Annotated in this window: 15 protein-coding genes; 4 read left to right on the top strand and 11 right to left on the bottom strand. The window is 37.0% G+C overall.

The genetic code is table 11. The annotated features are described in order from the left end of the window. Positions 1–358: 358 nt before the first annotated feature. Both F960_RS19065 and ompR read right to left on the bottom strand, forming a co-directional pair. Positions 359–1,828 carry an ATP-binding protein gene (locus tag F960_RS19065; RefSeq protein WP_004869910.1) on the bottom strand — a complete coding sequence of 490 codons (1,470 nt, stop codon included), beginning with the start codon at positions 1,826–1,828 and terminating at the stop codon, positions 359–361. A gap of 42 nt (positions 1,829–1,870) precedes the next feature. Further along, on the bottom strand, positions 1,871–2,635 hold the full coding sequence (gene ompR, locus F960_RS19060) for an osmolarity response regulator transcription factor OmpR (protein WP_004869908.1): 765 nt from the start codon (positions 2,633–2,635) through the stop codon (positions 1,871–1,873). 667 nt (positions 2,636–3,302) lie between these two features. Here ompR and F960_RS19055 point away from each other — a divergent pair. After that, positions 3,303–5,675, top strand: coding sequence for a Tex family protein (locus tag F960_RS19055; RefSeq protein ID WP_004869906.1), 2,373 nt, complete (start codon positions 3,303–3,305; stop codon positions 5,673–5,675). Positions 5,676–5,719: 44 nt separating this feature from the next. Here the strand turns inward: F960_RS19055 and F960_RS19050 are convergent, their stop codons facing one another. Then, a complete protein-coding gene (locus F960_RS19050; RefSeq protein ID WP_004869904.1) occupies positions 5,720–6,475 on the bottom strand; it encodes an SDR family oxidoreductase in 756 nt (251 codons plus the stop codon). Positions 6,476–6,589: 114 nt separating this feature from the next. Between F960_RS19050 and F960_RS19045 the strand changes: the two genes are divergently transcribed. Then, entirely contained in the window at positions 6,590–7,492 is a 903-nt protein-coding gene (locus F960_RS19045) for a LysR substrate-binding domain-containing protein (RefSeq protein ID WP_020846641.1), read from the top strand. On the opposite strand, the gene F960_RS19040 is transcribed toward F960_RS19045, so the two are convergent. The 6 genes from F960_RS19040 to F960_RS19015 form a co-directional block, all read right to left on the bottom strand. Then, positions 7,489–7,803 (bottom strand): hypothetical protein, encoded by a 315-nt coding sequence (locus F960_RS19040; RefSeq protein ID WP_004869899.1) that lies wholly within the window; start codon positions 7,801–7,803, stop codon positions 7,489–7,491. The genes F960_RS19045 and F960_RS19040 overlap by 4 nt on opposite strands. A 91-nt stretch (positions 7,804–7,894) precedes the next feature. Next, the gene (locus F960_RS19035; RefSeq protein ID WP_004869897.1) at positions 7,895–8,782 is read right to left on the bottom strand and encodes an SDR family NAD(P)-dependent oxidoreductase; all 888 of its coding nucleotides are present in this window, start codon (positions 8,780–8,782) and stop codon (positions 7,895–7,897) included. A gap of 163 nt (positions 8,783–8,945) precedes the next feature. Further along, complete coding sequence (locus F960_RS19030) at positions 8,946–9,692, bottom strand: IS5 family transposase (protein WP_004855273.1); 747 nt, start codon at positions 9,690–9,692, stop codon at positions 8,946–8,948. 269 nt (positions 9,693–9,961) lie between these two features. Then, a complete protein-coding gene (locus F960_RS19025; RefSeq protein ID WP_154650783.1) occupies positions 9,962–10,615 on the bottom strand; it encodes a hypothetical protein in 654 nt (217 codons plus the stop codon). Positions 10,616–10,737: 122 nt separating this feature from the next. Further along, positions 10,738–11,670, bottom strand: a complete 933-nt coding sequence (locus F960_RS19020; protein WP_004869894.1) for a DUF2167 domain-containing protein — start codon at positions 11,668–11,670, stop codon at positions 10,738–10,740. Positions 11,671–11,942: 272 nt separating this feature from the next. Next, positions 11,943–13,220 (bottom strand): O-acetylhomoserine aminocarboxypropyltransferase/cysteine synthase family protein, encoded by a 1,278-nt coding sequence (locus F960_RS19015; RefSeq protein WP_004869892.1) that lies wholly within the window; start codon positions 13,218–13,220, stop codon positions 11,943–11,945. A gap of 307 nt (positions 13,221–13,527) precedes the next feature. Here F960_RS19015 and ettA point away from each other — a divergent pair, with 307 nt between their 5' ends. Further along, positions 13,528–15,183, top strand: coding sequence for an energy-dependent translational throttle protein EttA (gene ettA, locus F960_RS19010; protein ID WP_004869890.1), 1,656 nt, complete (start codon positions 13,528–13,530; stop codon positions 15,181–15,183). A 42-nt stretch (positions 15,184–15,225) separates the two neighbouring features. Here ettA and F960_RS19005 read toward each other — a convergent pair whose 3' ends face one another. Further along, positions 15,226–15,639, bottom strand: coding sequence for a tetratricopeptide repeat protein (locus tag F960_RS19005; RefSeq protein WP_004869888.1), 414 nt, complete (start codon positions 15,637–15,639; stop codon positions 15,226–15,228). Positions 15,640–15,905: 266 nt separating this feature from the next. Then, complete coding sequence (locus F960_RS19000; protein WP_004869885.1) at positions 15,906–16,280, bottom strand: SEL1-like repeat protein; 375 nt, start codon at positions 16,278–16,280, stop codon at positions 15,906–15,908. A gap of 259 nt (positions 16,281–16,539) precedes the next feature. On the opposite strand from F960_RS19000, the gene F960_RS18995 reads away from it, so the two are divergent. After that, positions 16,540–16,989 carry a cation efflux protein, CzcI-like gene (locus F960_RS18995; protein WP_035373320.1) on the top strand — a complete coding sequence of 150 codons (450 nt, stop codon included), beginning with the start codon at positions 16,540–16,542 and terminating at the stop codon, positions 16,987–16,989. The last annotated feature ends 34 nt before the right edge of the window (positions 16,990–17,023 follow it).

The following is a 17,023-nucleotide window of genomic DNA, read 5'->3' as shown; positions in this document are numbered from 1 at the left end:
TTGATTTACAATTTAAAAAAATAAAATATAAGCTCATTTCCCCAAATTCAGTTGATACACAAAGCGATGGCTGATTAATAAAATAAACATTAATCAAAACACCAAAAAAATTATCCAAAAGTAAAATGGTTAGCAGTAAATTTGATCGGTTAAAGACCTAAATGTCTTTATATTTAGGGCTGTAAACTTGGGAGTTAAATTTATACTAAGCCATAGATTTAACTTAAAAAAAATTGCACAAAATGTAAAGCTTATCCCCAAAAAATAGGTAACTTTATATGATTAGAACCATGATAAAAGCAGCACCTGTATAAATGCTTTCTCAGACAAATAGAAGGGGAGTTTTGAAGAGCATTTTTTATCGGGAATCGAAGCGCTCACTCAAAGTTTGTCTAATTTTTTCTAAAGGATTGCTTGGTGTTGGATCTTCAGGTTTTTCTTGGCTCAAAGGAAGCGAAATGATGGCTTCTAAACCACCTTGCGGGCGATTGTGGATCAGTAGTTCACCCTGATGGATGTCCACGATACGTTTTACGATCGCTAAGCCTAAGCCACTTCCTTGCACGGTTCGAGCTGCATCGCCGCGTACAAAAGGTTGCATAAGTTCTTCGATTTGATGCTCAGGGATGCCTTCCCCGTTGTCAGCAACACTAATCATCAGGTGGTCGTCTTTGACATAAGCATCAAGTTCGATGGGTTCAGAGCCATAGCGTTTTGAATTATTGATTAGATTGCCGATTAAGCGTTTTAATGACAATGTACGAGCAGGGATCAAAGGTAATTCTTTAGGCTCAAAACAAATGTCCAGCGGCTTAAACTGGATAACTAATTCTTGCAATAAACTATTGATATTGGTGTCTTGCAAGTCTTCATCAGAGCCATCACGCATAAATGAAATGAATTGATTTAAAATCGCATCCATATCATCGACATCATAGATCACACCTTCTTTGAGGAAATCATCATCAGGCATCATTTCAGCACTGAGACGAATACGGGTCAGCGGGGTACGCAAGTCATGAGAAATACCCGCCAGCATGATTCTACGGTCACGCTCAGTCTGCTCAAGTGTATAAACCATGCGATTGAATGCTTGGTTAACTTCACGGATTTCTTGGGGACCGTGGTTTGTTTCAAGATACGGTGCTTTGCCTGTTTTGGTATAGCTATTGGCTGCGTTTTGCAGACGACGAAGTGGACGGTTGAGCTGTCGAACCAAGGTTAAAATAATCGCAAATGCTAAAATTGGAACGCCGAGTAACCAGCCAAAAACCAACTCAACACTATAATTGGCATAGGTTTTTAAAGGCTCACGTACCCAATTGCCATGCATTTCAGGGGTTTGAATCCAGATCATTGGTGTGGGCTTAAATTTAAAATAAACCGTCACATCTTTATAATTCATTTCCTGTGCCAGTCTCTTTTCGATATGGCCAGTAATGTAGTCTGCGATCAACTTGTCTTTTACATCAGGAAAATCTTTGGGATTGGTCACATATTCGATACCCATGCGATTTTTAAGCCATTGATCGACATCCAGCTCAGTATCATTATGCATGACTTTTAAATTTGGATTGTGAATGATCTCAAGTTCAATCGCGAGATAACGGGCATGTTGCTGTAGTTCTGGCAAATATAAAGTTCGCCAAAAAAACCAAAGCGTAGTGAACCAGCAGATGAACACAATGAAAATCACCAAAACCGCAGTACGCATTGCCGCTGACCGAGGTTTGATTTTGTCTAAAAATCTCTCCCAAGGTGTACGTTTCTTTTCAGAATATGCGACATAGTCGGTAAATTCTTGTGGATCTACGGGCTCTAATTTCACATTTATCCCTATATTTGTTCAGATTTTAAGAGATGGGCTGAATTATTCAGCACCATCTGGAACAAATACATAACCTACACCCCAAACCGTTTGGATGTAGCGAGCGCGTGCAGGATTTTCCTCAATCAAACGACGTAAACGTGAAACTTGTACGTCAATCGAACGTTCCATTGCACCCCATTCACGGCCACGAGCAAGATTCATGAGTTTGTCGCGGGTGAGCGGTTCACGAGGATGCTGTACTAACGCTTTGAGTACGGCAAATTCGCCTGTGGTCAATGTGACCACTTGACCTTCACGAGTCAAAGTACGCGTAGACAAGTCGAGCGCCCATGGACCAAAAGAGACCACTTCAACTTGTTGACTTGGTGCGCCCGGAACTTCACGCACTTGGCGACGAAGTACAGCACGAATACGTGCAAGCAACTCATTTGGGTTAAATGGTTTTGGTAAATAGTCGTCCGCGCCTGCTTCAAGCCCAGCAATACGATCTGAATCGCTGCCACGTGCTGTAAGCATAATGATTGGTGTATCGATATTCGATTGGCGTAAACGTCGGCAGATACTTAAACCATCTTCTACAGGAAGCATGAAATCTAGCACGATGAGTGAAAATAATTCGCGCTGCAACAAACGATCCATTTGTGTTGCATCGTGGGCAGTTTTCACCACAAAGCCTTTATCTTCCAAAAAACGCTGCAAAAGGGTACGTAAACGCACATCATCATCGACGACTAAAATGCGTTCGACTCGATCAGTTTCATTTTGTACTACATCTGTATTTTCAGCAGGTACAACTAAACTCATGATGCACTCCCTTAATTAATGTCGTAATTTATAAATATTCAATGATCTTGAGTATAATGCCTAAGTTCTTGTTAAGACTATGTATCAAATTGCTCAAAATTACAATTTTAGCTTTGTTTTTAAACCAAAACACAACATGTTTCAGTCATTGGAATATCTCTTTGTTTATAACTGAGAATTTATCAGCTGACAAATTAAGTTTACGTTAAAATCCCCCTTAAACATTTGTTTTGTAGATTTATTCTCCATTTAGAGAAAAATCATGAGAAATAGTGTATTTTATCGTCAGTTTACAAATCTCTAATGCTATTTTTTTTGTTTTGCTATTGGCATTTTGATTCGAAAACCTATTTATCGTCATACAACATTAAAGTTTTATAATTATTCTATTAAATAGCGCATTTTCTAAACACTTTGGTGTAGTATTTGCGTGTTTTATTTTTTGTAAGAAATGGCGATTTTAAAGAGCAAGGGATTGAAGTATCCATTTACTCCTATGTTTTACATCGAAAAGGGCTGAAATATTTTCGATATTGATAATGAAAATTTCAAATTTTTAGACTTTTATCAATTTTTTCATTGGGAATATGTAAAACAAATGTGGATTTTATAGTCTTGGTCTTTATAATCACTAACTTTTAGTCCTTATCCTGTGGAATTAAACACGATGACTGACTTAGTTCAGCAGTTGGCAAGTGAGCTTGCCGTACGTCCAAACCAAGTAGAAGCTGCCATCAAGCTGATTGACGAAGGTGCCAGTGTTCCATTTATTGCACGTTACCGTAAAGAAGTAACCGAAGGCTTAGACGATACGCAGTTACGCCAATTGGACACGCGCTTATCATATTTACGTGATTTATATGAACGTCGTGAAAAAGTGATTGAATCACTGAAAGAACAAAATAAATTGTCTGATGATTTATTGGCACGTGTAAATTCGGCAGCGACAAAAAATGCGCTAGAAGAAATTTATGCGCCGTATCGTCCAAAACGTACCAGCAAATCATTTAAAGCAAAAGAAGCAGGTTTGGGGCCAATCAGCGATAAAATTTTGTCTGAAAATGTTGATCCAGCTGAAGCTTTGGCAGGATTTAACCACGAAGATTATCCTGATCTTGAAAGTCAATTAGATGCAATTGGTCATATCATTATTGATGACTGGGCGCAAAATATTGCTTTGACTACAGAATTAAAAGCGACATTTGCTAAAACTGCGACTTTAAAAAGTTTAGTGGCAAGTGATGAGAAAAAAGAAGTCGGTAAAAAATTCCGTGATTACTTCGATTTTTCTGAAAATTTAAATAAAGTTCCTTCACATCGTTTATTGGCAATGCTTCGTGGTCGCCAAGAAAATGTACTCGGCTTAAAAGTCGATGGTGAAGATGATGCACCGCTTGCACGTATCGAAACAGAATATGATCTTGCAACGATTGAGCCTCAATCTCGTCAAGATTTCTTAAAACAAACAGCAAAATTGTTCTGGTTAGGCAAAGTACGCCCAACAATCGAACATTCATTGTTGACTGAAAAACGTCTGACTGCTGAAGCTGAAGCAATGCAAGTTTTCGCTGAAAACTTACGTCATTTATTGCTTTCTGCGCCTGCAGGTTCACGTACTACTTTAGGTGTCGATCCTGGCATCCGTACTGGTGTGAAATTGGCAGTGGTGTCAAATGCAGGTGATGTACTTGCACATAGCACGATTTACCCATTTGCACCAAAAGAAGATAAAGAAGGCTCAATCGCAGAGCTTGCGCGTCTTTGCCGTGAATACAATGTGGAATTGATTGCTATCGGTAACGGTACTGCAAGTCGTGAAACAGAAGCTGTGGTATCAGAAATGATGGCACAAAACACTGATTTGAAATTGACTCGTGTGACTGTAAGTGAAGCAGGTGCATCAGTTTATTCAGCTTCAGAACTTGCCTCAAACGAATTACCTGAACTTGATGTTTCGATTCGTGGTGCTGTTTCGATTGCACGTCGTTTACAAGATCCACTTGCTGAACTTGTGAAAATTGATCCTAAGTCTATTGGTGTAGGTCAATATCAACATGATGTAAACCAAACTGGCTTAGCCAAAACCCTTGATGCGGTCGTTGAAGACTGTGTGAATGCGGTTGGTGTTGATGTAAATACTGCATCTCCTGCAATTTTGGCTTATATCGCAGGCTTGAACAAATCGATCGCTCAGCAAATCGTTGAGTTCCGTAAGGAAAATGGTCGTTTTGATAACCGTCAAGCATTGAAAAAAGTACCACGTTTAGGTGATCGTACTTTTGAACAAGCAGCAGGTTTCTTACGTATCCAAGAAGGTTCTGAACCGCTTGATGCATCAGCAGTTCACCCAGAAAGTTACGGCTTGGTTGAAAAAATCGTTGAAGCAAAAGCAACGACTGTAAAAGACATCATTGGCAATACTGAAATTATTCGCCAAGTGAAAGCTGAAGAATTTGTAGATGACAACTTCGGTCTACCGACTGTTCAAGATGTACTGAGCGAACTTGAAAAACCAGGGCGTGATCCACGTCCAGAGTTCCGTACAGCGAAGTTCCGTGATGACATTACTGAAGTTTCACAATTGTCAGAAGGCTTGCAACTTGAAGGCGTGATTACCAATGTCACAAACTTTGGTGCATTCGTTGACATCGGTGTACACCAAGACGGTTTGGTACATATTTCAGAGCTTGCAAACGAATTTGTATCTGATCCACATAAAGTGGTTAAACCGGGTCAAATCGTACAAGTACGTGTGATTCAGGTTGATGCAGAACGTAATCGTGTCAATTTGTCTATGCGTCCTGAAGGTTCAGAAGCACCTAAAGCACAGCATAAACCACGTCGTGAAAATAACGCTGAGCAACGTACTGAACGTAAGCCACAAGCTAAACGTCCACAAGGCGCTCGTCCAAATCATGACAATAAAGACAAAGCAGCACGTCAAGGTCATAACAAACCTCAAGACAAGAAACCTCAAGAAAATAAAATTGGTGGTTTCGGCGCATTGTTATTACAAGCTGGGATTAAAGGTTCTAAATAAGCTTTAAAATTTTGAAAAAAGGGCGATAACAATCGCCCTTTTTATTATCTGGTCGTATAGCCACCATTGGCAAAAATGGTTTGCCCAGTAATCCACCAGCCGTCGGTCACTAAAAAACGGATTAGGGGTTCAATATCTTCAATCTTTGTCAGACCACCAAGCGCGGATGCTGATTTATGATAAGCAACTGCATCACTTGATTCTTGTCCATAGAAGAATGGAGTATCCATTGGGCCCGGAGCAACAGCTGTTACAGAAATTCCACGTTCACCGAATTCTTTTGAAGCGGCACGAGTGTAATGTTCAACAGGTGCTTTTAAACCTTCATAAGTAGAATATAAACCTGTATAAGCTGCTAAAAGGCTAGTAACTATAGTGCAAATTTTTCCATGATCATTAAGATGTTTCCCTGCAGATTGGATAAAGAAATATGCAATTTTTGAATTGATATCGCTCATAACATCGAATTCTGTTTCAGTTGTATCTAAAAATGGTTTTTTTAAAACTTTTCCAACAGTATTAATTGCAATATCTATACCACCAAATTCTTGTTTCGCTAAAGTAAATAATTGATCAATTTTAGAAATATCAGATAAATCTGCTTGGACAATAATGGCTTTTATACCTAGCTTTCGTACTTCTTCTAGGGTTTTTTCTGCATCTGATTTTGAAGATTCACTATTGTAGTGAATGACTAGATTCGCACCTTGTTCAGCAAACTTTCTTGAAATAAGTCCTCCGAGGTTTTTAGCCCCACCAGTAATGATGACTGTTTTATTTTTTAAATCATAATTTGACATTGTTGTTACCCTAATTTTGAGATTTTGTACAATATTTATTCTACTTGGTTGGATTTGTATTAAATAGCAAGCATAATTGAATAGATTGTTTGAAAAATTAGAATAATGGTGTGTATGGATAAAATAGAACGTCTTAAAGTATTTTGTTTGGTCGCAGAAAATAAGTCCTTTAGCCAAGTTGCTAAACTATTAAATTTACCTAGATCAACAATTACTTATGCGATTCAGACTTTAGAAAAAGAATATGAAGTATTACTATTTTATAGAACAACAAGAAGCGTTTCTCTTACACATGTTGGTCAGGATTTTTATGAGGAAGCGCAATATCTTATTAAAAATCTTAAAGATCTAAATCGATTTAAAACGATGAGTAAAAAGAGTGGTGGAAAAATTAGTATTGGAATGCCACAACGTATTGCTACTCAGATTTTATTACCTTGTTTAAATGAATATTATAAGAATTATCCTGATATTCAAATTTCTCTGAATAGCCAAGATCATTACTCACATTTGATGAATGAACAGTTGGATTGTGTTGTTCGGGTTGGAAATGTACAGGATGAATATTTAATTAGTCGAAATATTGGGAATGTAAAAATAAAAACCTATGCTTCTCCAAATTATATAGATCATTATGGTTTACCACGAGATGTAAGTGATTTAGAAACTCATATTGCTGTTGAATATAGGGTTGGAAAAATACAAAGTGATTTAGCAACGCTGCATTTTAAAAAAAATAATGTGAAAGTTCCATATTTAGTTGTAGTTGAAAATTCAGAAGCATATTTGCAAGCGGGATTAGCAGGGTTGGGAATAATTCAAATTCCAGAATATGATGCTTATTTATATTTACAAAATAATCATTTGGTTGATATTTTTCAAAATATAGAACCGCAAGAAGTCCCTATTCAAATGTTGTTTTTAGACCGAAAATATCGACCACAATATTTTCAAGATTTTATAGTTTGGTTGAAAGATATTCTAAAACAAAAATTATTGATTTTAGAAAATCTTTAACGTGCTTTTAGCCCATAAAAACAACTTAAAACAATCATCATCATACCTAAGCGCCCCAACACTAAGGCAATTTTATCTATAAAAGATAACTCAATAACTTGTGAAAAAAATAGCGTTTTATACGTCAGTTTATGCGTTTCGTGATCTTGATCGAGGATCGTCCCCATTTCAATCAAGACCAAGATCATCCCGATATTGCCAAGAGCATTGAGAGGTTCAAGGACATTTCGATAAGCATCTTGAATCAATCCAAACAGATAGATTGCGGCTATAGCAAAGCATAAGATTTTTATAATAGAGATCAGTTTCATGGCTGTTCTCGATGATATTTCGAGTGATTACCATAGGATAATCTAAACTTGATGTAAATAAATAGCCTCCCGAAGGAGGCTATTTTTTGTATTACCAATGTTCGCCAGGGAACAATCTTGCATAGGCACGTTGTACCCAATTTAATTTTTCCTGTTTACCGACTGATGCCGATGAGCTAGGGAATAAATTATAGCCAATAGACATCAGTTTATTGTTGATATCAGGAGCGATAGAGTAGGTGATTGAAGCAAGGCGGCCCAGCGTTGTCGCGATTTTCTTTGGACGTTTAACGATCGCATAAGCAATCAAATCCGCAGCTTGTTCAGGTGACAAAGTTGGTACGTATTTATAAATTTTGGTTGGCGCGATCATTGGTGTGCGCACTAAAGGCATATAGATCGACGTAATCGCAATTTTATGCGCATGTGCTTCAGCAGCCAAACAACGGCTAAACGCATCTAACGCAGCTTTTGAGGCAACATAAGCAGAGAAGCGAGTTGCATTTGCCAACACACCGATAGAGCTAATATTGATGATCTGACCATCTTTACGCATCATCATTTGCGGCAAAATATTTAAAACAAGGCGTACTGCACCGAAATAATTGAGTTGCATCGTACGTTCAAAATCATGAAAACGATCAATGGATTCATGTACCGCACGACGAATAGAACGACCTGCGTTATTGATCAAAATATCAATATGATCAACTGAAGCTAAGATTTTTTTCGAAACCTCATCAATTGCATCCATGTCATTGAGATCACATGGGAAAATAGAAGCTTTCCCGCCCGTGCTTTCGATTTCGGCTTGGACTTCTTTTAAGGTTTCTTCGGTACGTGCAACGAGTAGGACATGTGCGCCAGCTTCAGCAATTTTCTTTGCAACCGTTAAACCGATACCGCTAGAAGCACCTGTGATTAAGACAGTTTTGTCTCTTACTTTTTGATTGAAAAGTTGTTCTAATTTTTGATTCATGTGAGTTCCCTGGTCATATGAAAAATCAAATTGAGATGAAATTTATCTGGATGTCTAAGATGTATAAAATATGTACTGTGATCGGGGTGGAATTATTAGGCTAAAATCACAAAAAAGCCAGCGTTAACTAGGGTGTGTTGACATTTGCAGTATGGAACTTAACCTACAATGGTAACCAAATAAATATACAAGCAAGAGCGACAGCACTTTGATAATTACGCTTTAGCTTGTCATATCGAGTTGAAATTCCTCTAAATTGTTTTAACCTACAGAATGAATTCTCAACTAAGTGCCTGATTTTATAGATATGCCAATCCATATGATCATTGTTAGACTTAGTGTTTGATTTTCTAGGAATATTTGACTTAGTTTTTGTTTGCTCAATTTGAGTCCTGAAGTTGTCTGAGTCATAACCTTTATCAGCACATAATATTTCTGATTCAGTTAAATCTAATTTTGATACCAGATCAGGGGCTATCTTAATATCATGGGAAGTTCCATCTGAAATAATAAACTCAATGGGATTACCATTAGAATCAACTGCTAAATGTATTTTTGAACTATTACCACCGATACTTTTGGAAATATCTTGATTATTAATACCTGAAGAATGCTGGTGTGCCCGTACGTGGCTACCATCAATAAATATCCATTCTTTATCAGCATGTTTACTAAATAATTTAAAAATATTCATAAACTTATCATTTTTAGACCAACGATTGTATTTCTTAAAGATAGAGTTTGGCTTACCAAATTCTTGAGGTAAATCTCTCCAAGGACAACCTGTTCTGATACGAAATAGAATAGCTTCGATAAAATTTCTTAAATTTAGTTTGAGATAAATATTAAAGTGACGGAAAATAGAAAGTAACTTAGACCAGTGTTGATCATTCAGCATTGTACGAGGCATAGCGGGGGTAAAATTGGGTTTGGCGATTTAATTTTACTATCTCGCTATTTTTTTAGGCAACAAATGTCAACAGACCCTATATGAAAATGAAAATTTTTTTAGAGTAAAAGCTCTAAAAAAATTAGATGATGAAATTATAAATATCATATCTAGTTTGCTTTGAAAAGTATAAAAAGCTCTAATTGATTTGATTTATATCAATATTTAAATTTTGGTGAATAAATATTCAATTTTGTCAAAAAATGAAATAAAAACCGCAACTTTAAAGTTTAGACGGACTGGTCAATTTTTGAGTGATTTTCTAGATGCTTTAAGCGTTGCTGAATCTGTTCGAGTTGCAGGTATTGAGGGCTATCAGTTTTGCTCTCAATTTGTTTAAGTTCCTCAATTTGCTCATAAAGATCTTGGCTAAAATGATACAAATCATCTTGTTTTAACAGTATTTCAGCTAACACGATTGCATCTGTTTTAAGCGCAATATTTAAACTTATTTTTTGGATGACATTTAAAGCAAAAGGTGGGCAAAACAACGCATCGACCAATAATGATAGATAAAGCTTTTTGGAAATATTGAGCGCTTTTCGGTGTCGGAAGACATATAAAATTTGCACAATATTGGCTAGATAGATAAACAATAATGTGATCAGCAGGAGTACATAGCTTTGTTTTGTCAAAAATAGTACAGGGAAAATCAATAAAGTCAGAATAAAAGAAAATAAGTTGATGATCTGTATTTTCTTTAAAATTTGGATAGCAGCAAAGATTTGTTCAGTTTCATCTGTACTCGTTTCATTTATACGGGGCAGCTGCTTTGAATTGTTTAAATTCCACTGAGATTGAAATACGATTCGATACGAATGTAAGGCTTGAACAAGGAAGAGGTATTGCTTAAAAAAGCTAAATGTTTTTGCGGGAATTGTCACGCTTATCTTAGATTTGAAGCCTCGAAAAAAATACACTTGGTTATAGTGTACGAGCCTGCTTGAATCATATAAATATAATCCAAACAGACCGAGTATTACCCAAAATTCAAAAGGAATATTGGTCATTGAGGATCTTTCTTACGTTTGAAGATAGAACGGATACCGCCCAATAGCGCAACGACTGCAATGGCAACGATTTTCCAGATTTTGGCTAAAAAGACTAGAAGTGTTGCAAACAAGCCTTTTTTGGCCGCAACGGCTACAGCACCACCGGTGATTAAGGCTGCTAAACCGTATTCTGCGACTTTATCACCTTCACGGAATTCACTGTATTTTTGACCTGTATTAAAGTCAAAGCCTGTTAATGATTGTTTAAACTGTTGAATATTTTTTTGAAGCTCTTCTTCTCCAGATACCAGCGTTGCGTTCATTACTCCAGTTCGACCTAAAAGACGGATGGTGTAGTTGATGGATTCAGCACCTTGATCATCTCTGATTTTAAGTGCCCATTCTAGGCGTTTGGTTTGGTTGTCATAATGTGGCGGTACAGCCCAACCAACCGTGTGAATTTTGGCAAAGCCATGTTCTGCGCGAACTTCGTTGGATGCCTCATCCGAATCTTTGATGGTTTTTAATAATGCATCCGCATCTATTTTTTCATCATCTTTGATATAACCAGATTCATCAAAATCAAAGGTTGCCCACCAGTTTTGATCTTTTGCCACCAAGATGTTGGTCGAGCCTGTAGCTAAGTTATCGGTGAGTTCTAAAAATTGATCTGAATTTTTTTCATCTAAAAATCCTTCGCCCTCAAGGGTTTTTAGTGTTGCGACTTTGGCAATAGGTTCTGTTTTTGGACCCACTTGCCAAGCGAGTTTGTCAAAAGGACTGGCTTCTGAATTCTCTGACGCAGCAGTTGTATTTGTTGAGTTACTGCTACTTTGAGCTGGCTTAGTTTCACTGGCAAAGCTTTGCATTGGAAGATAGCTTGTACAGGCGATACTGCTCAGTAGGGCGATAGATAGACTGATTTGTTTTAATTTAAAATTCTGCATAAATATTCTCTTATATATTTTCTAGATTTGAAACTCGGCTCAAATCAATTGAGTAATGCTTTAACTTATTGATTCTTATTTGACTGATTTTCTGAAATGTCGATGAAAATAAGCAAAAATAAAATTGTATTTTAAAAACAAAGCTATGCAAATTTATTTTAATTATGAAAATAAAAAATCCGATAAAAGGTTGGCTTTATCGGATTAAAAAGTGAAAATTTCAAGCATGATTTCTCATTAGTGAAATTTTCATTTCGATGCATTATGCAGATTTAGACTTCTGACAATGCTTGCTCAAGATCTGCAATCAAATCGTCAATATGTTCAATACCAATCGATAAACGAACCATATCTGAACTTACTCCCGCAGCTTTCAATTCTTCATCATTGAGCTGACGATGGGTCGTTGTCGCAGGATGACAGGCTAAGCTTTTTGCATCACCGATATTGACCAAACGAGTAAATAATTTAAGAGCGTCAATAAAACGTGTTCCCCCCTCGCGACCATCTTCGACACCGAATGATAAAATTGCAGAAGGTTTGCCACCGACATATTTTTGCGCCAGCGCATGTTGAGGATGATCTTTTAGACCTGCGTAATTGACCCATTTTACTTTCGGATGATTTTTTAAATATTCCGCTACTTTTTGGGCATTTTCAGTATGGCGTTCCATACGTAGATTGAGTGTTTCCAAGCCTTGTAAAATTAAAAATACACTCAGTGGGCTGATCGCAGCACCCGTATTACGTAAAGGTACAACACGTGCACGCGCGATATATGCGGCTTCACCTAAAGCTTCGACATAGTTCACGCCGTGATAGCTTGGATCAGGTGTATTGAGGACTTTAAAGCGTTCTGGATATTTACCCCATGGGAATTTACCGCTATCGATAATTGCACCACCGATACTATTTCCATGACCCCCAATGTATTTGGTCAAAGAATGAATCACGATGTCAGCCCCATATTGAAATGGTTTGAGGAGGGCAGGTGAAGCAACGGTATTATCTACAATCACAGGAACGCCATGTTCGTGTGCGATTTTACTGATCGCTTCAAGATCAATGATATTGCCGAGTGGATTACCAATAGATTCGACAAAAACCAATTTGGTTTTTTCATCAATCAGATTGGCTAAGCTTTCAGGTTTTTGATAATCAAAAAAACGAACTTCGATCCCTTGTTTTGGCAAAGTATGCGCAAATAAGTTGTAAGTACCACCATAAAGCGTAGAAACCGAGGCAATATTATCACCAGCTTCGGCAATGGTTTGGATTGCGTAGGTAATCGCAGACATACCAGACGCCACCGCAAGTGCACCGATTCCCCCTTCGAGTGCAGCAAGACGCTGTTCTAGTACAGCTGTGGTTGGATTCATAATACGGGTATAAATATTGCCCTGTACTTTTAAATCAAATAAATCTGCCCCGTGTTGAGTATTATCAAATGCATAAGATGTTGTTTGATAAATTGGAACTGCAACGGCTTTGGTTGTTGCTTCTGGGCTATAGCCTGCATGGATGGCTAAGGTTTCGTCTTTGTAGGTCATGTATGTTCCATCAAAATTATTGAATATCAATCGAGTGTAGCATTTATGTTATGCATGTAAAGTGATAAAATCTTCATGTTTATTCTTTTATTTTCATAAGCATAAATTTTAAGATTTTATTTAAAACAATTTTAAGCCCATCGGCAATGATTATTATTTATTCGACTTAGATTCTGCAATATTTTGAGATAAAAGCTTACATATCCTCAGATGGATGCCTTATTTTTTAGGAACTTTCATCGTATAATGCTCCGATTCATTTTTTCGCAATTTGCGATATTTTGGTTTTTCTATTGAGGAGTCCTGCGTGGCCCAATATATTTATACGATGAACCGAGTGTCTAAAATGGTTCCGCCGAAGCGCGAAATCCTAAAAGACATCTCTTTATCATTTTTCCCAGGTGCAAAAATTGGTGTACTTGGTTTAAACGGTGCAGGTAAATCAACCCTACTCCGTATTATGGCTGGCGTAGATAAAGATTTCTCTGGTGAAGCTCGTGCACAACCGGGTACTAAAATCGGTTATCTTGAACAAGAGCCACCATTAGATCCAAATAAAGATGTACGTGGTAACGTTGAAGATGGTTTACGTGAACCGCTTGACGCTTTAGCACGTTTGGATGAAGTATTTGCTGAATATGCAGCTGAAGATGCTGACTTCGATGCCCTTGCAAAAGAGCAAGAAAAGCTTGAAGCAATCATTCATGCTTGGGATGCTCACAATATCGTAAACCAAATGGATCAAGCTGCTGCAGCATTGAACCTTCCAGCTTGGGATGCGGATGTAAGCTTGCTTTCAGGTGGTGAACGCCGTCGTGTTGCGCTTTGCCGTTTATTGCTTTCTAAACCAGATATGCTACTTCTCGACGAACCGACGAACCATTTGGACGCAGAATCTGTGTCTTGGTTGGAACGTTTCTTGAAAGATTTCCCTGGTACGATCGTTGCGATTACCCATGACCGTTATTTCTTGGATAACGTTGCAGAATGGATTCTTGAACTTGACCGTGGCCATGGTATTCCTTACCAAGGTAACTATTCTGCTTGGTTAGAACAAAAGAATGCGCGTTTAGAGCAGGAAAATAAACAAGAAGAATCTTTTGCTAAAGCATTGAAAAAAGAACTTGAATGGGTTCGTTCAAATGCGAAAGGTCAGCAAAAGAAAAACAAAGCACGTATGGAACGTTTTGAAGAGCTTAACTCTAAAGAATTCCAACAACGTAATGAAACTTCTGAAATCTATATTCCACCTGGTCCACGCCTAGGTAACAAAGTGGTTGAAGTTGAAAATATCAGTAAATCATTTGATGGTCGTCTGTTATATGAAAACTTAACATTCACTGTTCCACCTACAGCGATTGTTGGTATCGTTGGTCCAAACGGTGCGGGTAAAACCACATTATTCCGTATGATGACTGAAGAACAAAAACCAGATACAGGTACTGTGACTTTAGGTGATTCTGTAAAAGTGGCTTATGTTGGTCAGATTCGAGATACTTTGGATAACAACAAAACAGTTTGGGAAGAAGTTTCAGGCGGTTTAGATATCTTACGTATTGGCGATTATGAAATTGCATCACGTGCATATATCGGACGCTTTAACTTTAAAGGTCAAGATCAGCAAAAACGCGTAGGTGAATTGTCTGGTGGTGAACGTAACCGTTTACAACTGGCTAAAATCTTACAAATGGGTGCAAACGTAATCTTACTGGATGAGCCATCAAATGACTTGGACGTAGAAACACTACGTGCACTCGAAGATGCGATTTTGGTATTCCCAGGTACTGTAATGGTTGTATCGCATGACCGTTGGTTCCTAGACCGTATTGCGACACATATCTTGTCATTTGAAGATGAACAACCTGAGTTCTTTGCTGGTAACTATACTGAGTTTGAAGAATATCGTCGTAAGAAATATGGCGATGACCTTGCAACAAAACGCAAAAAATTCCGTAAAATTTAATTGATATAGATCAAATAAAAAACCAGCTAGAAAGCTGGTTTTTTATTGCATCATGTTTGAAGATTGAGAGGAATCTATATTTTTAAGTTCATCTATTGCTTCGAGATGCCCTTGTTTTGCTGCAAGCGCAAGCCATTTTTCGGCTTGTTGCAAATTTGGCTGTAAACCAAGCTGACCTTTTAAATAACAAATACCCAGTTCGTATTGAGAAACACTATAACCTTTTAAAGCTGAATGTAAAAAATACCAAATCGCATTACGTTGATTTGAATAGGGTGTTGTAGTTTCTAAAGTAAACTTAGCATCTGAATTAAATAAAGCTAAATATTGAAAATATTTAGCACGATGATAACTAAAAAAAGATTCAGAAAAGGGAGATAAATTCTCTGTACTATCTTTTGTCGAATTATATATAAAATGTGAAATAATTTGAGCAATTATTTTTGTAAAATCCATTTTATGCATGACTCTATTAAATGAAATAGAAATGATAATTTATAATAAAAATGCACAAATTTAAATCCCTGAAATTGGTTAAACATGAATATTTTTTTATCATTTTGATCTAAAATGATATTTTCATAAAATATTGATTTTTATTTCTTATTTTATTGGGATTTATATTAATAAAAGAATATTTAATAGTTCATATATTTATCCAAATAATCAGAATAAATCTGATTATTTGAATATTATTTGAAATTGTAGATATTAAATAATGATTATGAAAAAGCGAGGTTATTATAAGCTTTGTTTAATTCTTCTTTGGCCTGTAAATGACCTTGATGCGCAGCCTGTGCTAGCCATTTTTCAGCTTGAGAATAATTGCGATCAAGACCCAGTTGACCATTGAGATAACTTAAACCCATTTTATATTGGGCTTCTTGATCACCGCGTAAAGCTGCACGTAGGTAATACCACATCGCATTTCGAGTTTCATGATCTTCGAAATGGCTAGAATGGGAATCATGGAGATGCTGAGCGGCTCGTTGCTCAAAATCATTTGCACGAGAGCGTTCGTATGAGGCTTCAGAATCGGCTTTAAAGCGATCAGAATTTGAAGAGCCTAAGAAACGATTTAAAATATGCACCAACATATGAAACCTCCTTGCTAATCCGTTAACAAAGTTAGTAATCAGGCTAATCTTAAAAATGATTAGATTTATTTAATTTAGCTGTTTTTTTTAACTTTGCAAACAAAATTTTGTAATATGTCAACAGTAAAATGTATGTTTTTCTATATATATAAATAATTGAACGTAACAATCAAAAAAAATGAGTAAATACGATCATTTGTAATTTTATTACGTTAATCTTCACTGATATATTAGGCACACTACATTTCAGGATGTATTTGTGAAAAAATCCGGACTTTTTATGACCGTCTTGCTGAGTTTGTTTATATTCCAAAGTCTTTGGAATGTAGCGGCAGCTTTTTGCGGCCATGAAATCGGTTCGAAATCATCAACAAATACGAATATTCGTCACTTTGGGCACCATTTAACAACGGCATGCCATTCTGAGATGAACATACATGATAAGAGTAAGGGAACTATCTTAAGCAATGCTGAACTAAGCTTAAGCAAAGCTGAAAATGCAGTAAAAGCCTTTAGTAATTTAGCAGTAGATGATCATCGAGATCATTTACCTTCTTTTGCCTATTTTATGGTTTTGCATGTGCAAAATAATGCACAAGACCCTAAGTTTAGACCCTATTTACTGCATTCTTTTTCTGATTGGAACAATACTTACCAATCACCTCATTTATATGGATTAAATCCACCGCCCGTATTTGCCCCGCTATAAGGTGGGGTAGCCAAATCTAAAGCCCACCGCAAAT

This window comes from Acinetobacter gerneri DSM 14967 = CIP 107464 = MTCC 9824, from assembly GCF_000368565.1.
In the GTDB taxonomy this organism is placed as follows: domain Bacteria; phylum Pseudomonadota; class Gammaproteobacteria; order Pseudomonadales; family Moraxellaceae; genus Acinetobacter; species Acinetobacter gerneri.
Note: the sequence above shows the minus strand (reverse complement) of the source record. Positions and strands in the feature narration are given on the sequence as shown.